Source organism: Winogradskyella arenosi (assembly GCF_003337305.1).
In the GTDB taxonomy this organism is placed as follows: Bacteria; Bacteroidota; Bacteroidia; order Flavobacteriales; family Flavobacteriaceae; genus Winogradskyella; species Winogradskyella arenosi.
In genome coordinates this window covers 450709-466975 of sequence record NZ_QPJO01000003.1, presented here as the reverse complement: position 1 = coordinate 466975, position 16267 = coordinate 450709, and the positions used below count along the sequence as shown (strand labels likewise).

Sequence of the window (16267 nt, the reverse complement as noted above, 5' to 3'; positions counted from 1 at the left end):
GCAAATATCTTATATTAGTTTTAATTTTACTAGCTGATAGAAGCTAATTCCATTAAAATTGTACAACCAATAGCGGCAATAGTTCCTACAGCATAACCGAAAACAGCGAGCAGAACTCCTACGGTAGCTAGTGAAGGGTGAAAGGCTGAAGCGACGATAGGCGCAGACGCTGCTCCACCAACATTGGCCTGACTTCCCACAGCGAGGAAAAAATAGGGCGCTTTAATAATTTTGGCAATCACAATTAAAAGTAGGGCATGGATAGTCATCCATACTACACCAATGGCAATAAGTCCCATATTATCAAAGATCATTGTTAAATCCATTTTCATACCAATACTAGCGACCAAAATATAGATAAAGACGCTTCCAAATTTACTAGCGCCAGCGCCTTCATAGTTTTTGGCTTTTGTATTTGATAATAAAATAGCAATTAATGTAGAGACACTAATCATCCAAAAGAATTTAGAGCCTAAGAAGGTAAAAATGTTTCTGGTGGTTGCTGAGGCAATTCCGGAGACTAAAGTTTCAAAAAATGGTGCTAAATAACTAGCACTTAAATGAGCGATGCTTACCGTTCCGAAGGCAATAGCGCAGATAATCATAATGTCTGTAAGCGATGGGTTACGTTTCACCTTTTCAGAAAAGGTAGACATTTTTTCTTTTAATTCTTCAATAGAAGAGGTATCCGCTTTTAACCACTTGTTAATACGATTACGTTTTCCTATACCAATAAGAATCACGGCCATCCAAATATTAGCCACGACAATATCAACAAATACCATACCGCCATATTTGGCTTGGTTATACCCGTAAATTTCTAGCATGGCTGTTTGGTTAGCGCCACCACCAATCCAACTTCCTGCCAAGGTAGAGAGTCCTCTCCATACGGCATCAGGACCAATACCACCAACTGTACTTGGCGATACACTTGCAATTAAAAGTATGGCAATAGGGCCACCGATAACAATACCAAGAGTACCTGTAAAAAACATAACTAAGGCTTTCCATCCCAAATTAAATACGGCTTTTAAATCAATACTTAAGGTCATTAGGACTAAAGCTGCAGGGAGTAAGTAGCGGCTAGCCACGTAATATAAGCTAGAACTATGTTCGGTAATAACACCAGTTTCTGAAACCGTAGTCCATTCGGGTGAGATTAATCCTGTTGTTGTAAGTACAGCAGGGAGCATATAAGCCATAAAAAGTCCCGGAACAATTTTATAAAATTTAGGCCAAAACCCTGTTTGTATAGATTCTGTAATAAACACAAAACCAAGAGCTAGCATTAAAAGTCCAAATACAATAGTATCATCAGTAAAAATGGGAGTATTATCCATAGAAGTTGTTTGTTTAGAGGACGCAAAATACAAAAAATTAAAACTAAAAAAAGTGAGCCTTACGGATCACTTTTCTTCGGTACTATGGTCAGATTTTGGTTGTCTATGATGTTTTTTTAGAGCTTGCATGAGTATCCATTCTATTTGACCGTTAGTACTACGAAACTCGTCTGAAGCCCATTTTTCAATAGATTTCAGCATCTCTTCATTTAATCGTAATGCAAAGGCTTTCTTTTTAGACATTATAGCTGTTTATATTTTGATTTGTAATAAGCAATACTGCGCTCGGCGGCTTGCGGTTGTTGCGTTCCGATTAATAATTTTTTACCATTTTTTAGGATTATTTGTATCCCAATATCTCCAGAGACGGTTATGGATTGCCCTTTAGATCGGTTCCAAAGTGCACCTCCTTTAAATCCCCAACCTCCATAATCGCTTATAGGATCGTAGGTTTTTACATGGATACGTTCTATAGCCGTCCAGGGAATGATCTTAAAACTCCTATGGATGGGAAAGAATTTGTAGTGGATACCGTGCTGGTCTATTTTAGTACTAAGTTTTATAAAAAAGATAAAACAGCCAACAAAAATAAGAATACTTAAAAGGAGTAACAATTCTGTTACGGAATAGGTTTCAGGATTCTTAAGATAATCATTAATAAAAAGGGCTAATGGTACAAGGCTAGATATGAGCATAAGCACAATAAGCCAGGTTTGATTAAAACGTTGTTCTTCTTTAAAAATTCTCATGGTCTCTTGTTATTATTCAAAGGCGGTATTACTCTTTTGGGATTAAATTATTAAGGCGTCATTTCAGTGGTATTTAGGTGATGTATTCCGTTATGTACACATATTGAATTCTTAATGATTTAAGGTTCCCGTGTTTAAGACCGGAGAAGCATCTCTATCCCCACAAAGCACTACCATAAGATTACTCACCATAGCGGCTTTGCGCTCTTCATCTAAGTCCACAACTTGTTTCTCGTTCAATTGTTCAATAGCCATTTCGACCATACTTACGGCCCCTTCAACAATTTTATGTCGTGCTGCAACAATGGCTGTAGCTTGTTGGCGTTTCAACATCGCGTTAGCAATTTCATTAGAATAGGCTAAATAACCAATTCGGGCTTCAAGCACTTCTATACCCGCGATTGTTAGACGTTCGTCAATTTCTTTTTCTAAAGCATTACTAACTTCATTAACACTAGATCGTAAGGTGATATCTTCATCAACACCTTCATCTGCAAAATTATCATAAGGATACATACTGGCGAGCTTACGGACGGCTGCATCGGTTTGTACACGGACAAAGTTTTCATAATTATCAACATCAAAGGCTGCTTTGTAGGTGTTTTGAACTCGCCAAACTAAAATGGTACTAATCATTACAGGATTACCCAATTTGTCGTTTACTTTTAAACGTTCACTATCAAAGTTACTGGCTCTTAATGATATTTTCTTTTTGGTGTAAAATGGATTTACCCAATAGAACCCGTTCTTTTTTACCGTGCCTACATATTTTCCAAATAGGAGCAGAACCCGAGAACCATTAGGTTGTACCATTAAAAATCCAAAGGCTAAGGCTAAAGAAATAACCATTGTAAATACAGGCCATCCTGTTTTTAACACGGCTATGCCAACGATACTTCCAGAGAAGAGTAAGACAAATAAAAAGAGCATTAAATATCCGTTAGCAGGAACTATAATTTTTTCTTCTTTCATAGTGAGGTGGGTTTAAGTTAGGATTTAATGTGATATTAAAATGGTATCATAAAGATATGCTTTTATTTGTTAGTCTACAACTTTTTAGATTTGTTACACTAGTGTAAAAATGTGGCACGGCGTTTGCTTACTATATGATATAATGTGAATTATGATAGTTACCAAAGTGTAACCTATACAATATCGTAACATTATTATGGTTGGTTAGTTAGAAAAAGCATCACTAGAGTGATGCTTTTTTTGTTATGATTATAGAATGTTAATAAGCTTTATTTCTTACTTATAAAATTACTAATCTGTTCAATGAGTTGTGGTGAGATTGGTCTAAACGATTCATTGTAAGATTTAGAGTTTTCTAAATCACCACCTTCGATTTCAAATAAGACATGGTTCATGTTTTCAATAAGGACCAATTCTGCTTTAGGGTTTGCCGCTTTTAAAAGCTCGGCTTCATCTACTGATACTTGAAGGTCTTTAGTGCCGTTAATAATAAGTATAGGCATATCAAGGTCTTTTAGAATTTCGGTAGGCGAATAAGATATCCAATTTATCATAAAGGGTTGTAAATCGGCATTAAAAATTGAGGCTAAAGCTACGGGATAATCTGTAGTGGTTTTTCCGGCCTTTAAACTGTCAACGACACGTTTTGTATCTACAGTAAACATCGGAGCTGTTTTTGTAATTTGTTCTACTAATACGTCCCCAATATTATTCCCGGCCCCGGCTAACGAAATAAAACCGTCGGCTTTGTTTTTAGCAGCTAGCATTCCTACTAGGCTGCCTTGACTGTGACCTATAATATAAATATTGTTATAGCTGTTTTTTTCTATGAAATAATCGAGAACATCTGTGGCATCAGTTACAAAATCGTCAAACATCATGTTGTTATCTACATTATTCTGTCTAATTTGTTTCACCACTCGTTTATCAAATCTAAAAGTAGCAATGCCTTGTTTGCTGAGTTCTTCTGCTAATTTTTTTAAAGCATTGTTTTTAAGGAAATTTTGGTTGCCATCTCTATTGGTAGGACCAGATCCTGCAATTATAATCGCTAAGTTAGATGCTTCTGTTTCTTTTGGTGTTAACAGAGTCCCATCAATCCAGTGCGAAATGGATAATTCTTCTTCAGTAAACGGGGGCTCTTGGCTAAATACCAAACGACTTAGAACAATACAAATAAAAAATATATAAGCTTTCATTTATTATAATGTTTTAATGAGTGTTTAAAGTTAATTGATAACGGGTGAATTTTATGCAAAGTTTTCATTTTTTTAAGAACTTATAAGCACATTTTTAACTCTATATTCAATTTTGTTGAGTTACTTTTTATCGGTAAAATAGGTTATTTGGTCGTAAGTTGTTAAAATTATATGTATTTCATCGATTAAATATGTTTTTTATCTGCGCGCAACGAAATGAATTATATATTTGACTCGTACTAAGATTTAGTTTTAGTTCAATGGATTAATTAATTAATATTTGCCGTATGTTGCGATGGCTTAGAGACCCTGAATCTACCAGCATATTATAAAGCAAATAAACGAAAACCGAGATTGAGGGATCTCGGTTTTTTGTTTTTATACACTTTTTTTTACACGATAATTTTAATGCTCTGAAGGTGTTATAAGTGCTCTAAACGTTAAATTAATTCTTTCCGTAATCGGTTGCTTTGTCTTAGCAATTTGATGTCGCCAAAAGTGTTGCATTTCACCTTTCATGAGTAATAAACTTCCATGTTCTAATACTAGCTTATGACGTTCCGTTTTTATCGTTTTATGTTTAAAATGAAACGGACGTTCAGCGCCAAAACTAAGGGAAGCAATTACGGGGTTAATACCTAATTCTTTTTCATTATCAGAATGCCAACCGTTGCTGTCATTACCATCGCGGTATAAATTGGCTAAAATTGTATTAAACGGAGTAGCACTAAACGTTTCAACCTTGGTTTTTATAGTGTCTAAGGTCTCGGTTAAAGGCTTGGGGTGCATAGTAATATTAGAATAGCTGTACGGCTTTTGGGTGGTACCGTATAAGGCGGTTAAACGGGGTTGTTTATAGGTTTTTCCAAAGAGGGTAATGTCATCCTGTTGCCATGGGATTTCTATTTTCAATTGTTGTAATAAACGGTCTGCTTCTGCTTTAGAAAAAAATTGTGGAACATAAATTAATTCGGCTTGAGGTCGTTTAAAGTGTTGTTTCGCTTCCGAAAATAGATTCATAGTTTTATTTTTGACTAAATTAATGCTTCACAATGAATTATAAAACGCTCATTTATCTCACGATCTTTATAGGAATCTCCTTTAGTTTTCAGAAAAGTAACAAGTTGCCGGAAGGTTTTGTCTATGTGTCTTCACTAATTCCTGATTTAGATGTTGAGTTAAGGTATTATACCACTCATAATTTTGTTGGTGATACTATTGATGGGTATCATGCTAACCAATTAATACTTACCAAAGGTACAGCTGAAAAATTAAAACGCGTTCAAGAGGAATTGCAAGAGCAAAACCTGTGTTTAAAAGTGTATGATGGGTATAGACCTCAAAAAGCGGTAAATCATTTTATTAGATGGGCACGCGATTTAAATGATACGCTTAATAAATCTGAATTTTATCCGGAAGTAAAAAAAAGAAACTTATTTAATTCGGGGTATATCGCTTCACGCTCCGGACATAGCCGTGGGAGTACAGTAGATTTAACCATTATTGATGGGCAAACGGGTGAACCTTTAGATATGGGAAGTCCTTATGATTTTTTTGGGCATGAATCTTGGGTGACGCATGAGTCTTTAACCGAAATTCAAAAGAAAAACCGACAGTTATTACAAACGGTGATGCTAAAACATAATTTTAGAAGCTATGCTAAAGAGTGGTGGCATTTTACTTTGCGTTGGGAATCTTACCCAAAGACTTATTTTGATTTTGATGTGGAATAAATGGCTTTTGCCTTAAATGAAAGAGTCCAATTACGGGACCTAATGCTAGGATTACAAAAGCATAGGGTGCCCATTCAGAATTTAAGATGAGAAGGTTTAAAAGTTGAATACTTATAATGGTGATGCTGTAGCCCAAACAGTTTACAATAGTTAAAGCCGTTCCTATGGATTGTGCGTCACAATTTTTAGCGACTAAAGTGGAAAATAAGGGAGAATCTGCTATAACCGCCATACTCCAAAGCACTACAAAACTTAAAAATACTGCTGTTGGTGTAAAAATGATAAACAGCGGAGAGAGTAGGCAACATAATCCTGAAAGGCTCAAGGCTAAAACAGCTGTTTTTTTAACACCAATTCGGTTAGAAATAAAACCGCCTAAGATACAAGATAGGCTTCCAGAAGCTATAATTAGAAAGGCATACAGCGGGATGTTTAATTCTACATTTTGAAATTTTTGATGCAGCACTAACAAAGCAGGGACAAAGGTCCAAAAAGCATAGAGTTCCCACATATGACCAAAATAGCCGAAGGCTGCTGAACGAAAGCTAGAATTTTTAAAGACCTTAAAGATTTTAGAGACTTCAAATTGATTTGCAAGCTTTTGGTAAGGTCCGTTAGGGACGAAAAACAGAATTAATAAACCTCCAAAAGTGGCTAAGGACGAGGTCGCCCAAATCACGGTTTCCCAAGAAATATTAACATTAAAAGATTGTATAAAGTAGGGGAAGGCGGTGCCTAAAACTAATGCGGCAATTAAGAAACTTAAAGATTTTCCTAAGCCTTTTTCAAAATGATCTGCGGCAATTTTCATCCCAACCGGATAGATACCGGCCAAACTTAATCCGGTGAAAAACCGAAATGCTAACAGGGAGAACATCGTGTTACTCGCTAAGAGCAATCCTAGATTACATAGCGCTCCGAAAAAGGCGCTTATACAGAAAATTCGTGATGGTGAATAACGATCACTTAAGGTTAAAACAGCAAAAACAAAGGATCCGGCAATAAAACCAAATTGCACGGCAGAACTCATATTTCCTAATGCTTCTGTGTTAAGGTTAAAATGCTGAAGCAAGTTATCTGTAACAGCGTTTCCTGCAAACCATAATGAGGTGCAGCAAAACTGTGCTCCAATAATAATGGCTAAAATCCACGACTGTTTTTGAGCTTTCAAAACACTTTTAATTTAGATAATACCAAGCCCAATACATCAATCCAAATTGAAGGGGAATACGTAAAATTAAAATCCATTTTGGGAGGCCTGCAGAAGCTTTTTCTCCAGACAACATATAAAAATGCACCAATAGAAAAACGGCAAGCATAGCTATGATACCGTAAATCGCATAGTTTTTTAGTTCGGGAAAGCACAAGCCAATACCTAAAATTATTTCAGCCGCACCGCTGAGATAGACTAAAGCTTTATGGTTAGGCAAGTATCTAGGCATAATGCGCATATAAGATTTAGGTCTTATAAAATGCATTAGGCCAGCAATGATATACATGGCGGCCATGCCAATAATGGAATTATTCATCTTTATACGTTTTATAGGTAAGACCAATGCCATAGTTAAACAAACCTTTATCGAGTAACGTTGAGGTGAATTTGTTGCCTTTGTCAAATTTCACCCAATTATTTCCATTGATAAACACACGTTTAATAAAGGTGTTTTTCGACTCAATTTCATCTGTAAAAGGTAATAATGGTCTAAAATTAGTAGGGATTTTTATCACATCTCCAGATTTAGAAACAATTTCCTTATACTTTTTATTGGGCAATAACTTACCGTCTTTATTGGTGTAGCCTAAAACCTGAAGTGATACAAAAAAACCATCTTCAGGAATATGGATATCTAAGTCGTCAACATCTAATTGATACACGTCACCCTCTTTTTCTGTGGCTCTAAAGACAGTCGTTTCATACGTTAAAACCTTACCTGGAAACCCATTATTATTCTGATAAAATTTGACTTTAAATAAGGTTGAAAATTTTTTCTTTTCGCTATTAGAACGTTTTCTCTTGCTCCAATCTTTAGATTCTAAGGCTATAGGAAATAAAACTTCAGAGAGTTTTTGATCTTTAGTGGTGGTTTTAGGGAAATAGACTGCAATTTCAGATTCTATAGTGGGTAACCAGCATTTGTAGTAGTCGTCATCTAAATAAGGTTTTAACTTTTCCTCTTTATATTTTCGATCTTTTTTATTCGCAATAATCACGGCGTCTAACAAATGGGCCTGTGGTTGCATAAGGAGTTGTTTGGGAAGATTTTTCGTGGCGATGTTTAAGTCTTTAAAACCTAAAGCCGATATAAAAAGCGAATCGATATCGGGGTATAATTTTTCAGTAAAAATAAACTGGCCTTCATCATCTGCGAAAAGACCATTGCCGTTTCCGAAAGAAATGGTGGCATAACTCACAGGATACGATGTGATACTGTCTTTAATGGTGGTTTGTGCAAATACGCAAGATCCAAAACATAGGAATAGGACGAGTGTTTTATACATATTGAATTTTTTTTTAAGGTTTTAAGCTAGGGTTACCAAGCGCAATATCATTAGGGGTAAAGACTAAAGATGCTGAAATAAATTCGGCATTACAATAAAAGCCTATTAAATTCTGAAAAATTTAAGGAATTGAATTTTTTTATGATAATTTGAAACCTCAATACTTTTCTATCGTTTTTAAAATAGAAACCGCTAACCAAACCAATGCAAAAATTAGAGCCTAAACTTATTACGCTTTGCAAAAAAGGAAATGACCTTGCGCAACTGCAAGTTTATGATGCCTATGCACAGGCGATGTTTACTATAGCCTGTCGTTATCTTAAAAATGAAGAAGATGCTAAAGATGTGATGCAAGACGGATTTCTAAAAGCATTTAAAAATATAAAAACATACAAACCGGAAGCGACATTTGGAGCCTGGTTAAAGCGTATTATCATTAATCAGTGTTTAGATGTTTTAAAGAAAAATAAACTCGAATTTGACGCTGTTGAGGTTTCAGAATTAGACATTATAAATGAGGATGACTGGCAATTTGATGCGGCAATTACAAAGCAAGAAATTTTAGATGCCATTGTTCAACTCAATGAAAAACATAAGGTAGTCGTGCAACTTTATTTGCTGGAAGGCTATGATCACGAAGAGATTTCTGAGATCTTAGAAATTCCCGTAAAAACATCGCGAACTCATTTAAGACGTGGCAAGTTAAAATTACAAGACTTATTAAAACACAAGTACAATGAAGCAAGATATTAGAACCTTATTTAGTGAGGAAGACGATTTAAAAACGCTTCCTAAACATCATAGAACAGAATTTTCCGATAAGCTTAAAAAACAGTCCCAACCCAAACAACATCCTTATGCGTGGTTAGGTGTAGCGGTTATTTTAATTATCGCCTTAACCATTGGCTTTAATGTGGTGGATATAGAATCCTATGTCAACCAAGATTCACCGTCACCAATTGTAGCACAGATTGAGTCCGTAGAAGCTGAATATTTGGCTGATATTGAAACCGAATGGCAAAATTTTATAGCTCTGTCAGATGATCCTGTTTTGGTAGAACGGTTTAGAAAAAAACTGAAAGATTTAGATGCAGATTATAAAGCGATATCTGTTCAATTTAAAGACGATTCAAATAACATTTTAGTCATTGAAGCCTTAGTCGAAAACCTTCAAACGCGACTTCAAATTTTGAAAGATATACAGAATCACATCAGAATATTAAATCAAAACAACGAACAGTATGAAAACACTATTTAAAATTACGGCTATGATGCTCATCACATCATTACCTGTTCAATCTCAAATTAAGGATATATTTAAAAAGAGCTATGATGCAACAAACCTGAAAAACTTAGTTTTAGATTTAGAAGGAACTTTTGTAGAAATTGGAGCATCCGACGATAATAAAGTTCATTTTGATTATACCATTGAATTTGAAAACTATTCAAGTAAAGAAATTGATAAAATTTTAAAAGTAATTAAACCAGAATCACAAATTGTAAATGATAAATTAGAGTTTAAAAGTAAAGGGAATAACATATCTGGTGATGTTACTTATTCTATAGAAACACTTTATGGAATTACTTTTGAAGGTGATTATATTAACTTTAAAGAACCAACAACTAAGATGTTTAGGAAGTCTAAACAGTATTTTTTAGAGATTAATAGTAGTTCTAGAGGGAAAAGTCTAAAAGAGTATCTAAAGAATTTAAGAGAGGTTGATGATAAGGGAGAGAAAAGAAAAATTAATTCTAAACATGTAAAAATATTGAGAACCAATTTTACAATAAAAATACCTTCTCATTTAAATATAAGACTTATGGCAGTTAATTCTAACATGACGTTTAAACTAGACTTAGAAGGTCAAATAAACGTAAATGCAAGAAACACAGATTTAAAATTTCAAAGTATACAAAATCCGTTAAATAATTTTGATATTGTCAATGGAAGTTTTAGATCTAATACTTTAAATAGAGGTTCTTATAGGTTTACTCATGTAGATGAAGTTCAAATTGCTGAGATAAAAAATCTAACTATAGATAGTGAATTTTCAACGACTAAAATAGGAGAAATAGGTGAAGATGTTAAAATTGTTGATTTTAACAGTAAATTTTGGATTCATAATTTTTCTAATGATTTTGGTACATTTATTATGAATACAGAGTACTCTGAAATCAATCTTTTTTATCCTGAGGAAATTGATTATTATATTGAAACCTTTGGTCATGATACCTTTCATAATGTGGGTTTTACAAGTGCTGATGTTCCACCAAGTCGTAAAAATGAATCTTCAAAAATGATGGTAATTGGGGAGGAAACAAGCCCAAACAAAATCCAAATTAATTCAGTTCACGGTATCATAAGATTTGCTGAGGATTTTATTGAGATAGAAGAATAAATAATAATGTTTACTTAAAACAAAAAGCACTTAGAAAATCTAAGTGCTTTTTGTTTTTTTTTTATTAACAACCAACAACTAATTTAATACCAACGCTTTTTTTTCTTTTTAGAAGCTTCGCTTTTACGCCCTTTTTTATATTTACTGCCACCTTGCTTTTTGTGTACAATAGGTTTTGCCTTAGGATCTAAAGGATAAGGGTGTTCCGTCTCTACAGGAATTTGAACATTGATCGCATTTTGTATGGTTTTTACATAGGTCTTTTCATCTGCAGAGCACATAGAATAAGCCTTGCCAACATGGCCGGCTCTTCCTGTTCGTCCTATACGGTGCACATAGGTTTCTGCAACATTTGGCATATCAAAATTAAGCACATTATCTAGCTCATTAATGTCAATACCACGCGCGGCCACATCTGTAGCAATCAATATTTTTACATAGCCATTTTTAAACTTGTTTAAAGCGGTTTGTCTATCGCTTTGATTTTTATCCCCATGAATACTATTTACAGCATAACCATTTTTAGATAGCGTTTTTTCAAGCTTATCTACCCCATATTTGGTACGTCTAAAAATAAGGACATTGCCTTCAATAGTATTGCGCATTAAGTGTAAACACAATTCTATTTTACTTTGTTTAGGAACATAATACAAGATCTGACTTACATCTTTTGCTACCGATTTGGTTGGTGTAACATCAATACGTTCAGGAGTTTTTAAGATTGAGGTGGCTAAGTCTTCAATTTTATCCGGAATCGTTGCCGAGAATAATAAGCTTTGTTTGTCATTAGGACACAAACGCTCAATTTTTTTAACATCGTCTATAAATCCCATGTCTAACATGAGATCGGCTTCATCTAAAACTAAAGTTTCAACATAGTCGAGATTAATATAATCTTGTTTGTGCAAATCGAGCAAACGCCCTGGTGTAGCCACCAAAATATCGATCCCTTTTTTTAGGACGTCAATTTGAGGTTCTATGGAAGCGCCACCAAAAACCACTAAAGAGGTGAGATTAGTGAACTCTGCGTAGGTGTTGAAATTCTTTTGAATTTGTATAGCTAATTCTCTTGTTGGATTTAAAATTAAAGCCTTTATTTTTTTACCTTTCTTAGGCGCATCTTGTTTATCAAAAAGATTTTGCAAGATAGGCAACGCAAAAGCCGCTGTTTTTCCGGTTCCGGTTTGTGCTGAAACAATGACGTCTTTACGATCTAGAATAAAAGGAATAGCACGTTGTTGTACTAAAGTTGGTGCTATATAACCTGAAGCTTCAACAGCTTTTAGGATTGGCTTAATAAGATGTAAGTCTTTAAATGACATAGGTTTTGTATTTATTACAAAGGTAGAATATTTGTGAATTCAAACTTTGATTTAAAAATTGTAAAATTACAAATCACGTTAGTTTGCGTTATTTGTGAAATATGAGCATATAGTATCGAGAACCAATTTGTTTCAATAGCTTCTCGGTACATTCCGATAGAAAAATCGGAACACTCGAAGTGACAAAGTCGTTCTACCAACGCTCTTTTATCCAGTCGTTTTGTTCTTGTTCCGTTAAAAAAGTCCAAGCGATAAACCTACTAATTTTATGGCCTTGTCCCATTTCAATAGTTTTTACGGCAGTCGCATTTACTTTTTCTAAAATTTTATAAGTCGGTTTTAAAGTAGCTTCTTTTGAAATTAAGCTTGTAAACCAAAAACATTGTTTTCCAAAGTGTTTACTTTCATAAATCATGTCTTTTACAAAACGCGCTTCACCACCTTTAGTCCATAATTCATTGTGTTGTCCGCCAAAATTTAAAAGGACTTTATTAGGGCGTTTTCCTTTTAAGTTTTTTTGCTTTTTAAGGCTTGCTTTTTGCGCGTCTTCTGCAGAGGCATGAAAAGGAGGGTTACAAATGGTGAAATCTACTTTTTCTTCAGGTTTTAAAATGTCGTAAAAAAAGTTATTAGACTTTTCTTGACGTCTTATTTCTAAGGTAGATCGCAGTTTGTAATTTTTCTGCTCAATAGTTTTCGCAGAACTTATAGCTGTTTCATCAGTATCACTACCTATAAAAGACCAACCATATTCATGCTGTCCAATAATAGGGTATATGCAATTGGCGCCAACCCCAATGTCTAGACCTTTAATGTGTTTTCCTTTAGGAATTTCAGATTGGTTGCCTTTAAGTAAATCAGCAATATTATGAATGTAGTCAGCACGTCCTGGAATTGGAGGACACAAATAATGCTCAGGAATATCCCAGTACTCTAAACCGTAATGGTGAATTAATAAAGCTTTATTCAAGGCTTTTACAGCAGCAGGATTGAAAAAATCTACAGATTCATCTCCGTATTTATTCGGCGCAACATATTTAGCTAATTCTGGTGAGCTCTTTATTAAGGCTTCAAAATTATAGCGTGTGCGGTGTTGGCTTCTAGGATGAAGTTCTGATTTTACTTGTGGATGTTGTTTTTTCTTTTCCAATACATGTTAATTTAAAGGTACAAAGGTAGTGGAAAAGAAATTGGGTTATTAGACCTTAGCCCAAATAACCCAATTATTTAAAATTCAATTTGAAAACATCCTAATCGCCTTTTTTAAATTTTAAAACCTCTTCGCCTAAAGCATTGAAAAAAATTAAGGTATTAGCTTCCTTTTTGTAGGTTGTAATGGACTGCAGGGCTTTATCAAAACGATCGGGGATGGTCATATTCATACACATCTTTTTTGTGGACGCCATGGCGCCAAAATTAATGGTGTCGGAGTTTATCTTTTTAATTTGACCGGTATAATTGTTACAGCCATTAGTACCGTAGACTTGCATTTTAGTGGTATTGATCTCAAGCGTTGGAACTTTTGGAGTCGCGGTAATGACTTCTTTATTAATATGGGTCGCCACCCAAATATCGTGAATGGCTAATTTAAGATCTTGTTTTTTCTCTAAAACCTTCACCAACTCGTAGTGTAGTGAAGAGGCGTCTGCAGGCGTGCTACTTTTATCTAAAGTTGTTTTTAAAACTTCAATCTTTTGAAGATAGCCAGGTTCAAAAGTAAAGCCTTTAATAGGGGTATATAAGTTAGACCATTCTGCATTTTCGTAATTTTCAGTTTGGCTCCATTGTAAGCAAGTTGTTTTCCCGGCGCCAGCATCACAATTTACTTTTGCGCTATTCACCCAATAGGTTTCTGTGGTTTGTTTTGTAGTACCACAAGCGCTAAGCATCATTGTGAAAATAAAAAAAGGAAAGGTTTTTAATAGGGTCATAAATATAAGTATTGGTTATATGGCTTAAATTTCAAAAGTCTTGCCAATGCTAAGATGCTGTTGTTAAATAAATGTTAGAATATGTGGCACTATGTACTAAGGTTTTGATTTGTAATTGACTATAGTGTTTGCTTGAAAATATTCAGGTGAACTTCATAATAAAGTCACTTATAAATTACTCGTATATAGAAATTCAATATGCTTTGGGTTTTCTATATATTTCTCTGAGAGCATTGTGTTATCACCAAAGGCATTTAAGGCTTCGTATTTAGCGGAGTCAAAATGTTGTTCTAAATCTTTGTTATTTCGCACCACACGCATTCCACGACCACCACCGCCTGATGCGGCTTTAAGTATTAGGGGTTAACCAATGGTATTGGCTTCATAAAGTGCAACTTTTAATGAGGTTAGGCTATTTTGGTTGCTTTCTATGATAGGGACTTGACATTTTACGGCGATCTTCTTTGCTGTTATTTTATAGCCTAAGGCATCCGTCCATGACTTCGGGATCGGGTCCTATAAAAACAATATTATTTTCGGCGCAACGTCTAGCAAATTCTGAATTTTCAGATAAAAAACCATATCCCGGATGGATGGCATCGACATGTTTGCGCTTTGCTAAACCAATAATCTCTTTAATATCTAAATGGGGTTTTAAAGGCTCGTAGTCTTCACCTATTTGGTAAGATTCATCGGCTTTATTCCGGAGCTGAGAATAACAATCCTCGTAGGTATATACCGCAACCGTAGCGATATTTAATTCCGTATAAGCACTTAGCACGCGAATGGTAATTTCACTTCGGTTGGCAACTAATATCTTTTTAATTTTCATCATTTAAAAGCGTCTATTTTATGATGTGCGATTTTTTTAAGTTACGGAAAATATTAATCAATCGGGTTTGAAAATAAGAAATTATGTCTTGATTTTTAGTTTGTTATATTTTGGGTGGTATAAAGTGAGATGAACTTGTTTAATGCTATGAATGATATTTTTTTGCATCTGAATTGTAAGATTTACAAATGTTTTATGCGGAAGGGATTCGTTGCTGTCTGTTAAGACCATTGCATTTAACGAGAAAGCAAACGGACTTTTTAATAACAAAGAAAGATTGAATTCTTATGTGCCGTGCCCTATGGTTTAAAAATATGGGAAGAAGAATAACTTGTAAAAAAAAATCGCAAGAACTTAAACTTGCGATTTTTTGCTATTAATCCTAGGGAAACATCTGTGTACAAATTTATTAGGGTTTTGTACAAGGGCAAAATTAATACTTTTTAATTAGTAAAAAATTGATGTATGTTAATAAATTAGATTTAATGATTATAAAGCTCTTTTCTAATGCGACTCAGGCTTTCTGTGGTAATACCTAAATACGAGGCAATATGGTAGTTTTTTAATTTCTTTTCTAAATCGCTATGCGTATCTAAAAAAATAAGATAACGTGCTTTTGCTGATTGCGAAAGACTGAGAATGATTCGTTTTTGAAAAGCCGCATAGGCACCTTCAAGTTTTTTGACGATAAAATTTTGTATTTGAGGGAAGTTAGTGTATAAATAGTCTTTGTTTTTATTAGAGATTTTATAAACTATAGCATCTTCAATGACTTCAAGGGTCATTATAGCTTTACAATTGGAAAAATAACCTATAAAATCTGTAATCCACCAGTCTTTTATACCAAATTGAACCGTGTGTTCTTTTCCTGCATCATCTATATGATATGTTCTTAAACAGCCTTCATAAATATAGTATTGATCGTTAACGGTGTCATTGGCCTTAAAAATAATAGCCCCTTTTTTGTAAGTTTCTTTCTCAAATAATGGTGCTATAGCATCGAGTTCATCATTTGAGAGTGATACGCCTTTAAAGATTTCTTGAATGATGGAGTGATGGTGTTGCACTTTTAGTTATGTTAATAGGTTAAGGTATGTAAATAATTTTAAATGAGGTTATTGTATCGTTGATGCATATTTTAATACGTTTAACTGTTAGTTATTTGAATAATTCAATTAAAAAAAAGATAATTATTTTTTGGGAATTTAGAAAGTTAACTATATGCTGAGTTTTAAAACTTAGACATCTCTTTTTAAGTAATAAAAATTAGCGTCAATATCATAGCACCAGT

17 protein-coding genes and 1 pseudogene are annotated in these 16267 nt (G+C 34.2%); 4 read left to right on the top strand and 14 right to left on the bottom strand.

All coding sequences use genetic code 11. From position 1 onward, the window contains the following. Positions 1-29 precede the first annotated feature (29 nt). The 6 genes from DFQ08_RS11150 to DFQ08_RS11125 all read right to left on the bottom strand — a co-directional run bounded on the left by DFQ08_RS11150 (position 30) and on the right by DFQ08_RS11125 (position 5280). Positions 30-1340: a DUF819 family protein gene (locus DFQ08_RS11150; protein ID WP_114310096.1), complete on the bottom strand. Its 1311-nt coding sequence runs from the start codon at positions 1338-1340 to the stop codon at positions 30-32. Between the two features lie 66 nt (positions 1341-1406). Then, a complete protein-coding gene (locus DFQ08_RS11145) occupies positions 1407-1583 on the bottom strand; it encodes an Arc family DNA-binding protein (RefSeq protein WP_114310095.1) in 177 nt (58 codons plus the stop codon). Further along, positions 1583-2089, bottom strand: coding sequence for a hypothetical protein (locus DFQ08_RS16200; RefSeq protein ID WP_181858399.1), 507 nt, complete (start codon positions 2087-2089; stop codon positions 1583-1585). The genes DFQ08_RS11145 and DFQ08_RS16200 overlap by 1 nt, the downstream gene beginning before the upstream one ends. A 111-nt stretch (positions 2090-2200) precedes the next feature. Continuing rightward, a complete protein-coding gene (locus DFQ08_RS11135) occupies positions 2201-3061 on the bottom strand; it encodes an SPFH domain-containing protein (protein ID WP_114310094.1) in 861 nt (286 codons plus the stop codon). Between the two features lie 269 nt (positions 3062-3330). Then, positions 3331-4260 (bottom strand): alpha/beta hydrolase, encoded by a 930-nt coding sequence (locus DFQ08_RS11130; RefSeq protein WP_114310093.1) that lies wholly within the window; start codon positions 4258-4260, stop codon positions 3331-3333. Between the two features lie 405 nt (positions 4261-4665). Further along, the gene (locus DFQ08_RS11125; protein ID WP_114310092.1) at positions 4666-5280 is read right to left on the bottom strand and encodes an alpha-ketoglutarate-dependent dioxygenase AlkB family protein; all 615 of its coding nucleotides are present in this window, start codon (positions 5278-5280) and stop codon (positions 4666-4668) included. 32 nt (positions 5281-5312) lie between these two features. On the opposite strand from DFQ08_RS11125, the gene DFQ08_RS11120 reads away from it, so the two are divergent. Continuing rightward, positions 5313-5993: a M15 family metallopeptidase gene (locus tag DFQ08_RS11120; RefSeq protein ID WP_114310091.1), complete on the top strand. Its 681-nt coding sequence runs from the start codon at positions 5313-5315 to the stop codon at positions 5991-5993. Here the strand turns inward: DFQ08_RS11120 and DFQ08_RS11115 are convergent. Genes DFQ08_RS11115 through DFQ08_RS11105 form a run of 3 tightly spaced genes read right to left on the bottom strand, consistent with a single transcriptional unit; the run spans position 5938 to position 8492 of the window. Continuing rightward, a complete protein-coding gene (locus DFQ08_RS11115) occupies positions 5938-7164 on the bottom strand; it encodes an MFS transporter (protein ID WP_114310090.1) in 1227 nt (408 codons plus the stop codon). The two genes, DFQ08_RS11120 and DFQ08_RS11115, sit on opposite strands and share 56 nt — an antisense overlap. 7 nt (positions 7165-7171) lie before the next feature. After that, the gene (locus tag DFQ08_RS11110) at positions 7172-7522 is read right to left on the bottom strand and encodes a DoxX family protein (RefSeq protein ID WP_114310089.1); all 351 of its coding nucleotides are present in this window, start codon (positions 7520-7522) and stop codon (positions 7172-7174) included. Continuing rightward, positions 7515-8492 carry a hypothetical protein gene (locus DFQ08_RS11105; RefSeq protein ID WP_114310088.1) on the bottom strand — a complete coding sequence of 326 codons (978 nt, stop codon included), beginning with the start codon at positions 8490-8492 and terminating at the stop codon, positions 7515-7517. Before DFQ08_RS11105 ends, DFQ08_RS11110 begins: the two co-directional genes overlap by 8 nt. A gap of 204 nt (positions 8493-8696) precedes the next feature. Between DFQ08_RS11105 and DFQ08_RS11100 the strand changes: the two genes are divergently transcribed. From DFQ08_RS11100 to DFQ08_RS11090, 3 genes are read left to right on the top strand one after another with little or no spacing between them, the layout of a single operon-like run. After that, positions 8697-9245 carry an RNA polymerase sigma factor gene (locus DFQ08_RS11100; protein ID WP_114310087.1) on the top strand — a complete coding sequence of 183 codons (549 nt, stop codon included), beginning with the start codon at positions 8697-8699 and terminating at the stop codon, positions 9243-9245. Beyond that, the gene (locus DFQ08_RS11095) at positions 9229-9750 is read left to right on the top strand and encodes a hypothetical protein (RefSeq protein ID WP_114310086.1); all 522 of its coding nucleotides are present in this window, start codon (positions 9229-9231) and stop codon (positions 9748-9750) included. The genes DFQ08_RS11100 and DFQ08_RS11095 overlap by 17 nt, the downstream gene beginning before the upstream one ends. After that, positions 9734-10891, top strand: a complete 1158-nt coding sequence (locus tag DFQ08_RS11090; RefSeq protein WP_114310085.1) for a hypothetical protein — start codon at positions 9734-9736, stop codon at positions 10889-10891. Before DFQ08_RS11095 ends, DFQ08_RS11090 begins: the two co-directional genes overlap by 17 nt. Positions 10892-10974: 83 nt before the next feature. Here DFQ08_RS11090 and DFQ08_RS11085 read toward each other — a convergent pair whose 3' ends face one another. The 5 genes and pseudogenes from DFQ08_RS11085 to DFQ08_RS11065 all read right to left on the bottom strand — a co-directional run bounded on the left by DFQ08_RS11085 (position 10975) and on the right by DFQ08_RS11065 (position 16043). Beyond that, positions 10975-12213 carry a DEAD/DEAH box helicase gene (locus tag DFQ08_RS11085; protein ID WP_114310084.1) on the bottom strand — a complete coding sequence of 413 codons (1239 nt, stop codon included), beginning with the start codon at positions 12211-12213 and terminating at the stop codon, positions 10975-10977. A gap of 193 nt (positions 12214-12406) precedes the next feature. Next, positions 12407-13363: a 23S rRNA (adenine(1618)-N(6))-methyltransferase RlmF gene (rlmF, locus tag DFQ08_RS11080; RefSeq protein ID WP_114310083.1), complete on the bottom strand. Its 957-nt coding sequence runs from the start codon at positions 13361-13363 to the stop codon at positions 12407-12409. 100 nt (positions 13364-13463) lie between these two features. Continuing rightward, positions 13464-14144 carry a DUF4377 domain-containing protein gene (locus DFQ08_RS11075; RefSeq protein WP_114310082.1) on the bottom strand — a complete coding sequence of 227 codons (681 nt, stop codon included), beginning with the start codon at positions 14142-14144 and terminating at the stop codon, positions 13464-13466. A 192-nt stretch (positions 14145-14336) separates the two neighbouring features. Further along, a pseudogene (locus tag DFQ08_RS11070) lies at positions 14337-14976 on the bottom strand (biotin carboxylase N-terminal domain-containing protein); the annotation flags it as partial. A 482-nt stretch (positions 14977-15458) separates the two neighbouring features. Continuing rightward, positions 15459-16043: a Crp/Fnr family transcriptional regulator gene (locus DFQ08_RS11065; RefSeq protein WP_114310081.1), complete on the bottom strand. Its 585-nt coding sequence runs from the start codon at positions 16041-16043 to the stop codon at positions 15459-15461. Positions 16044-16267 lie beyond the last annotated feature (224 nt).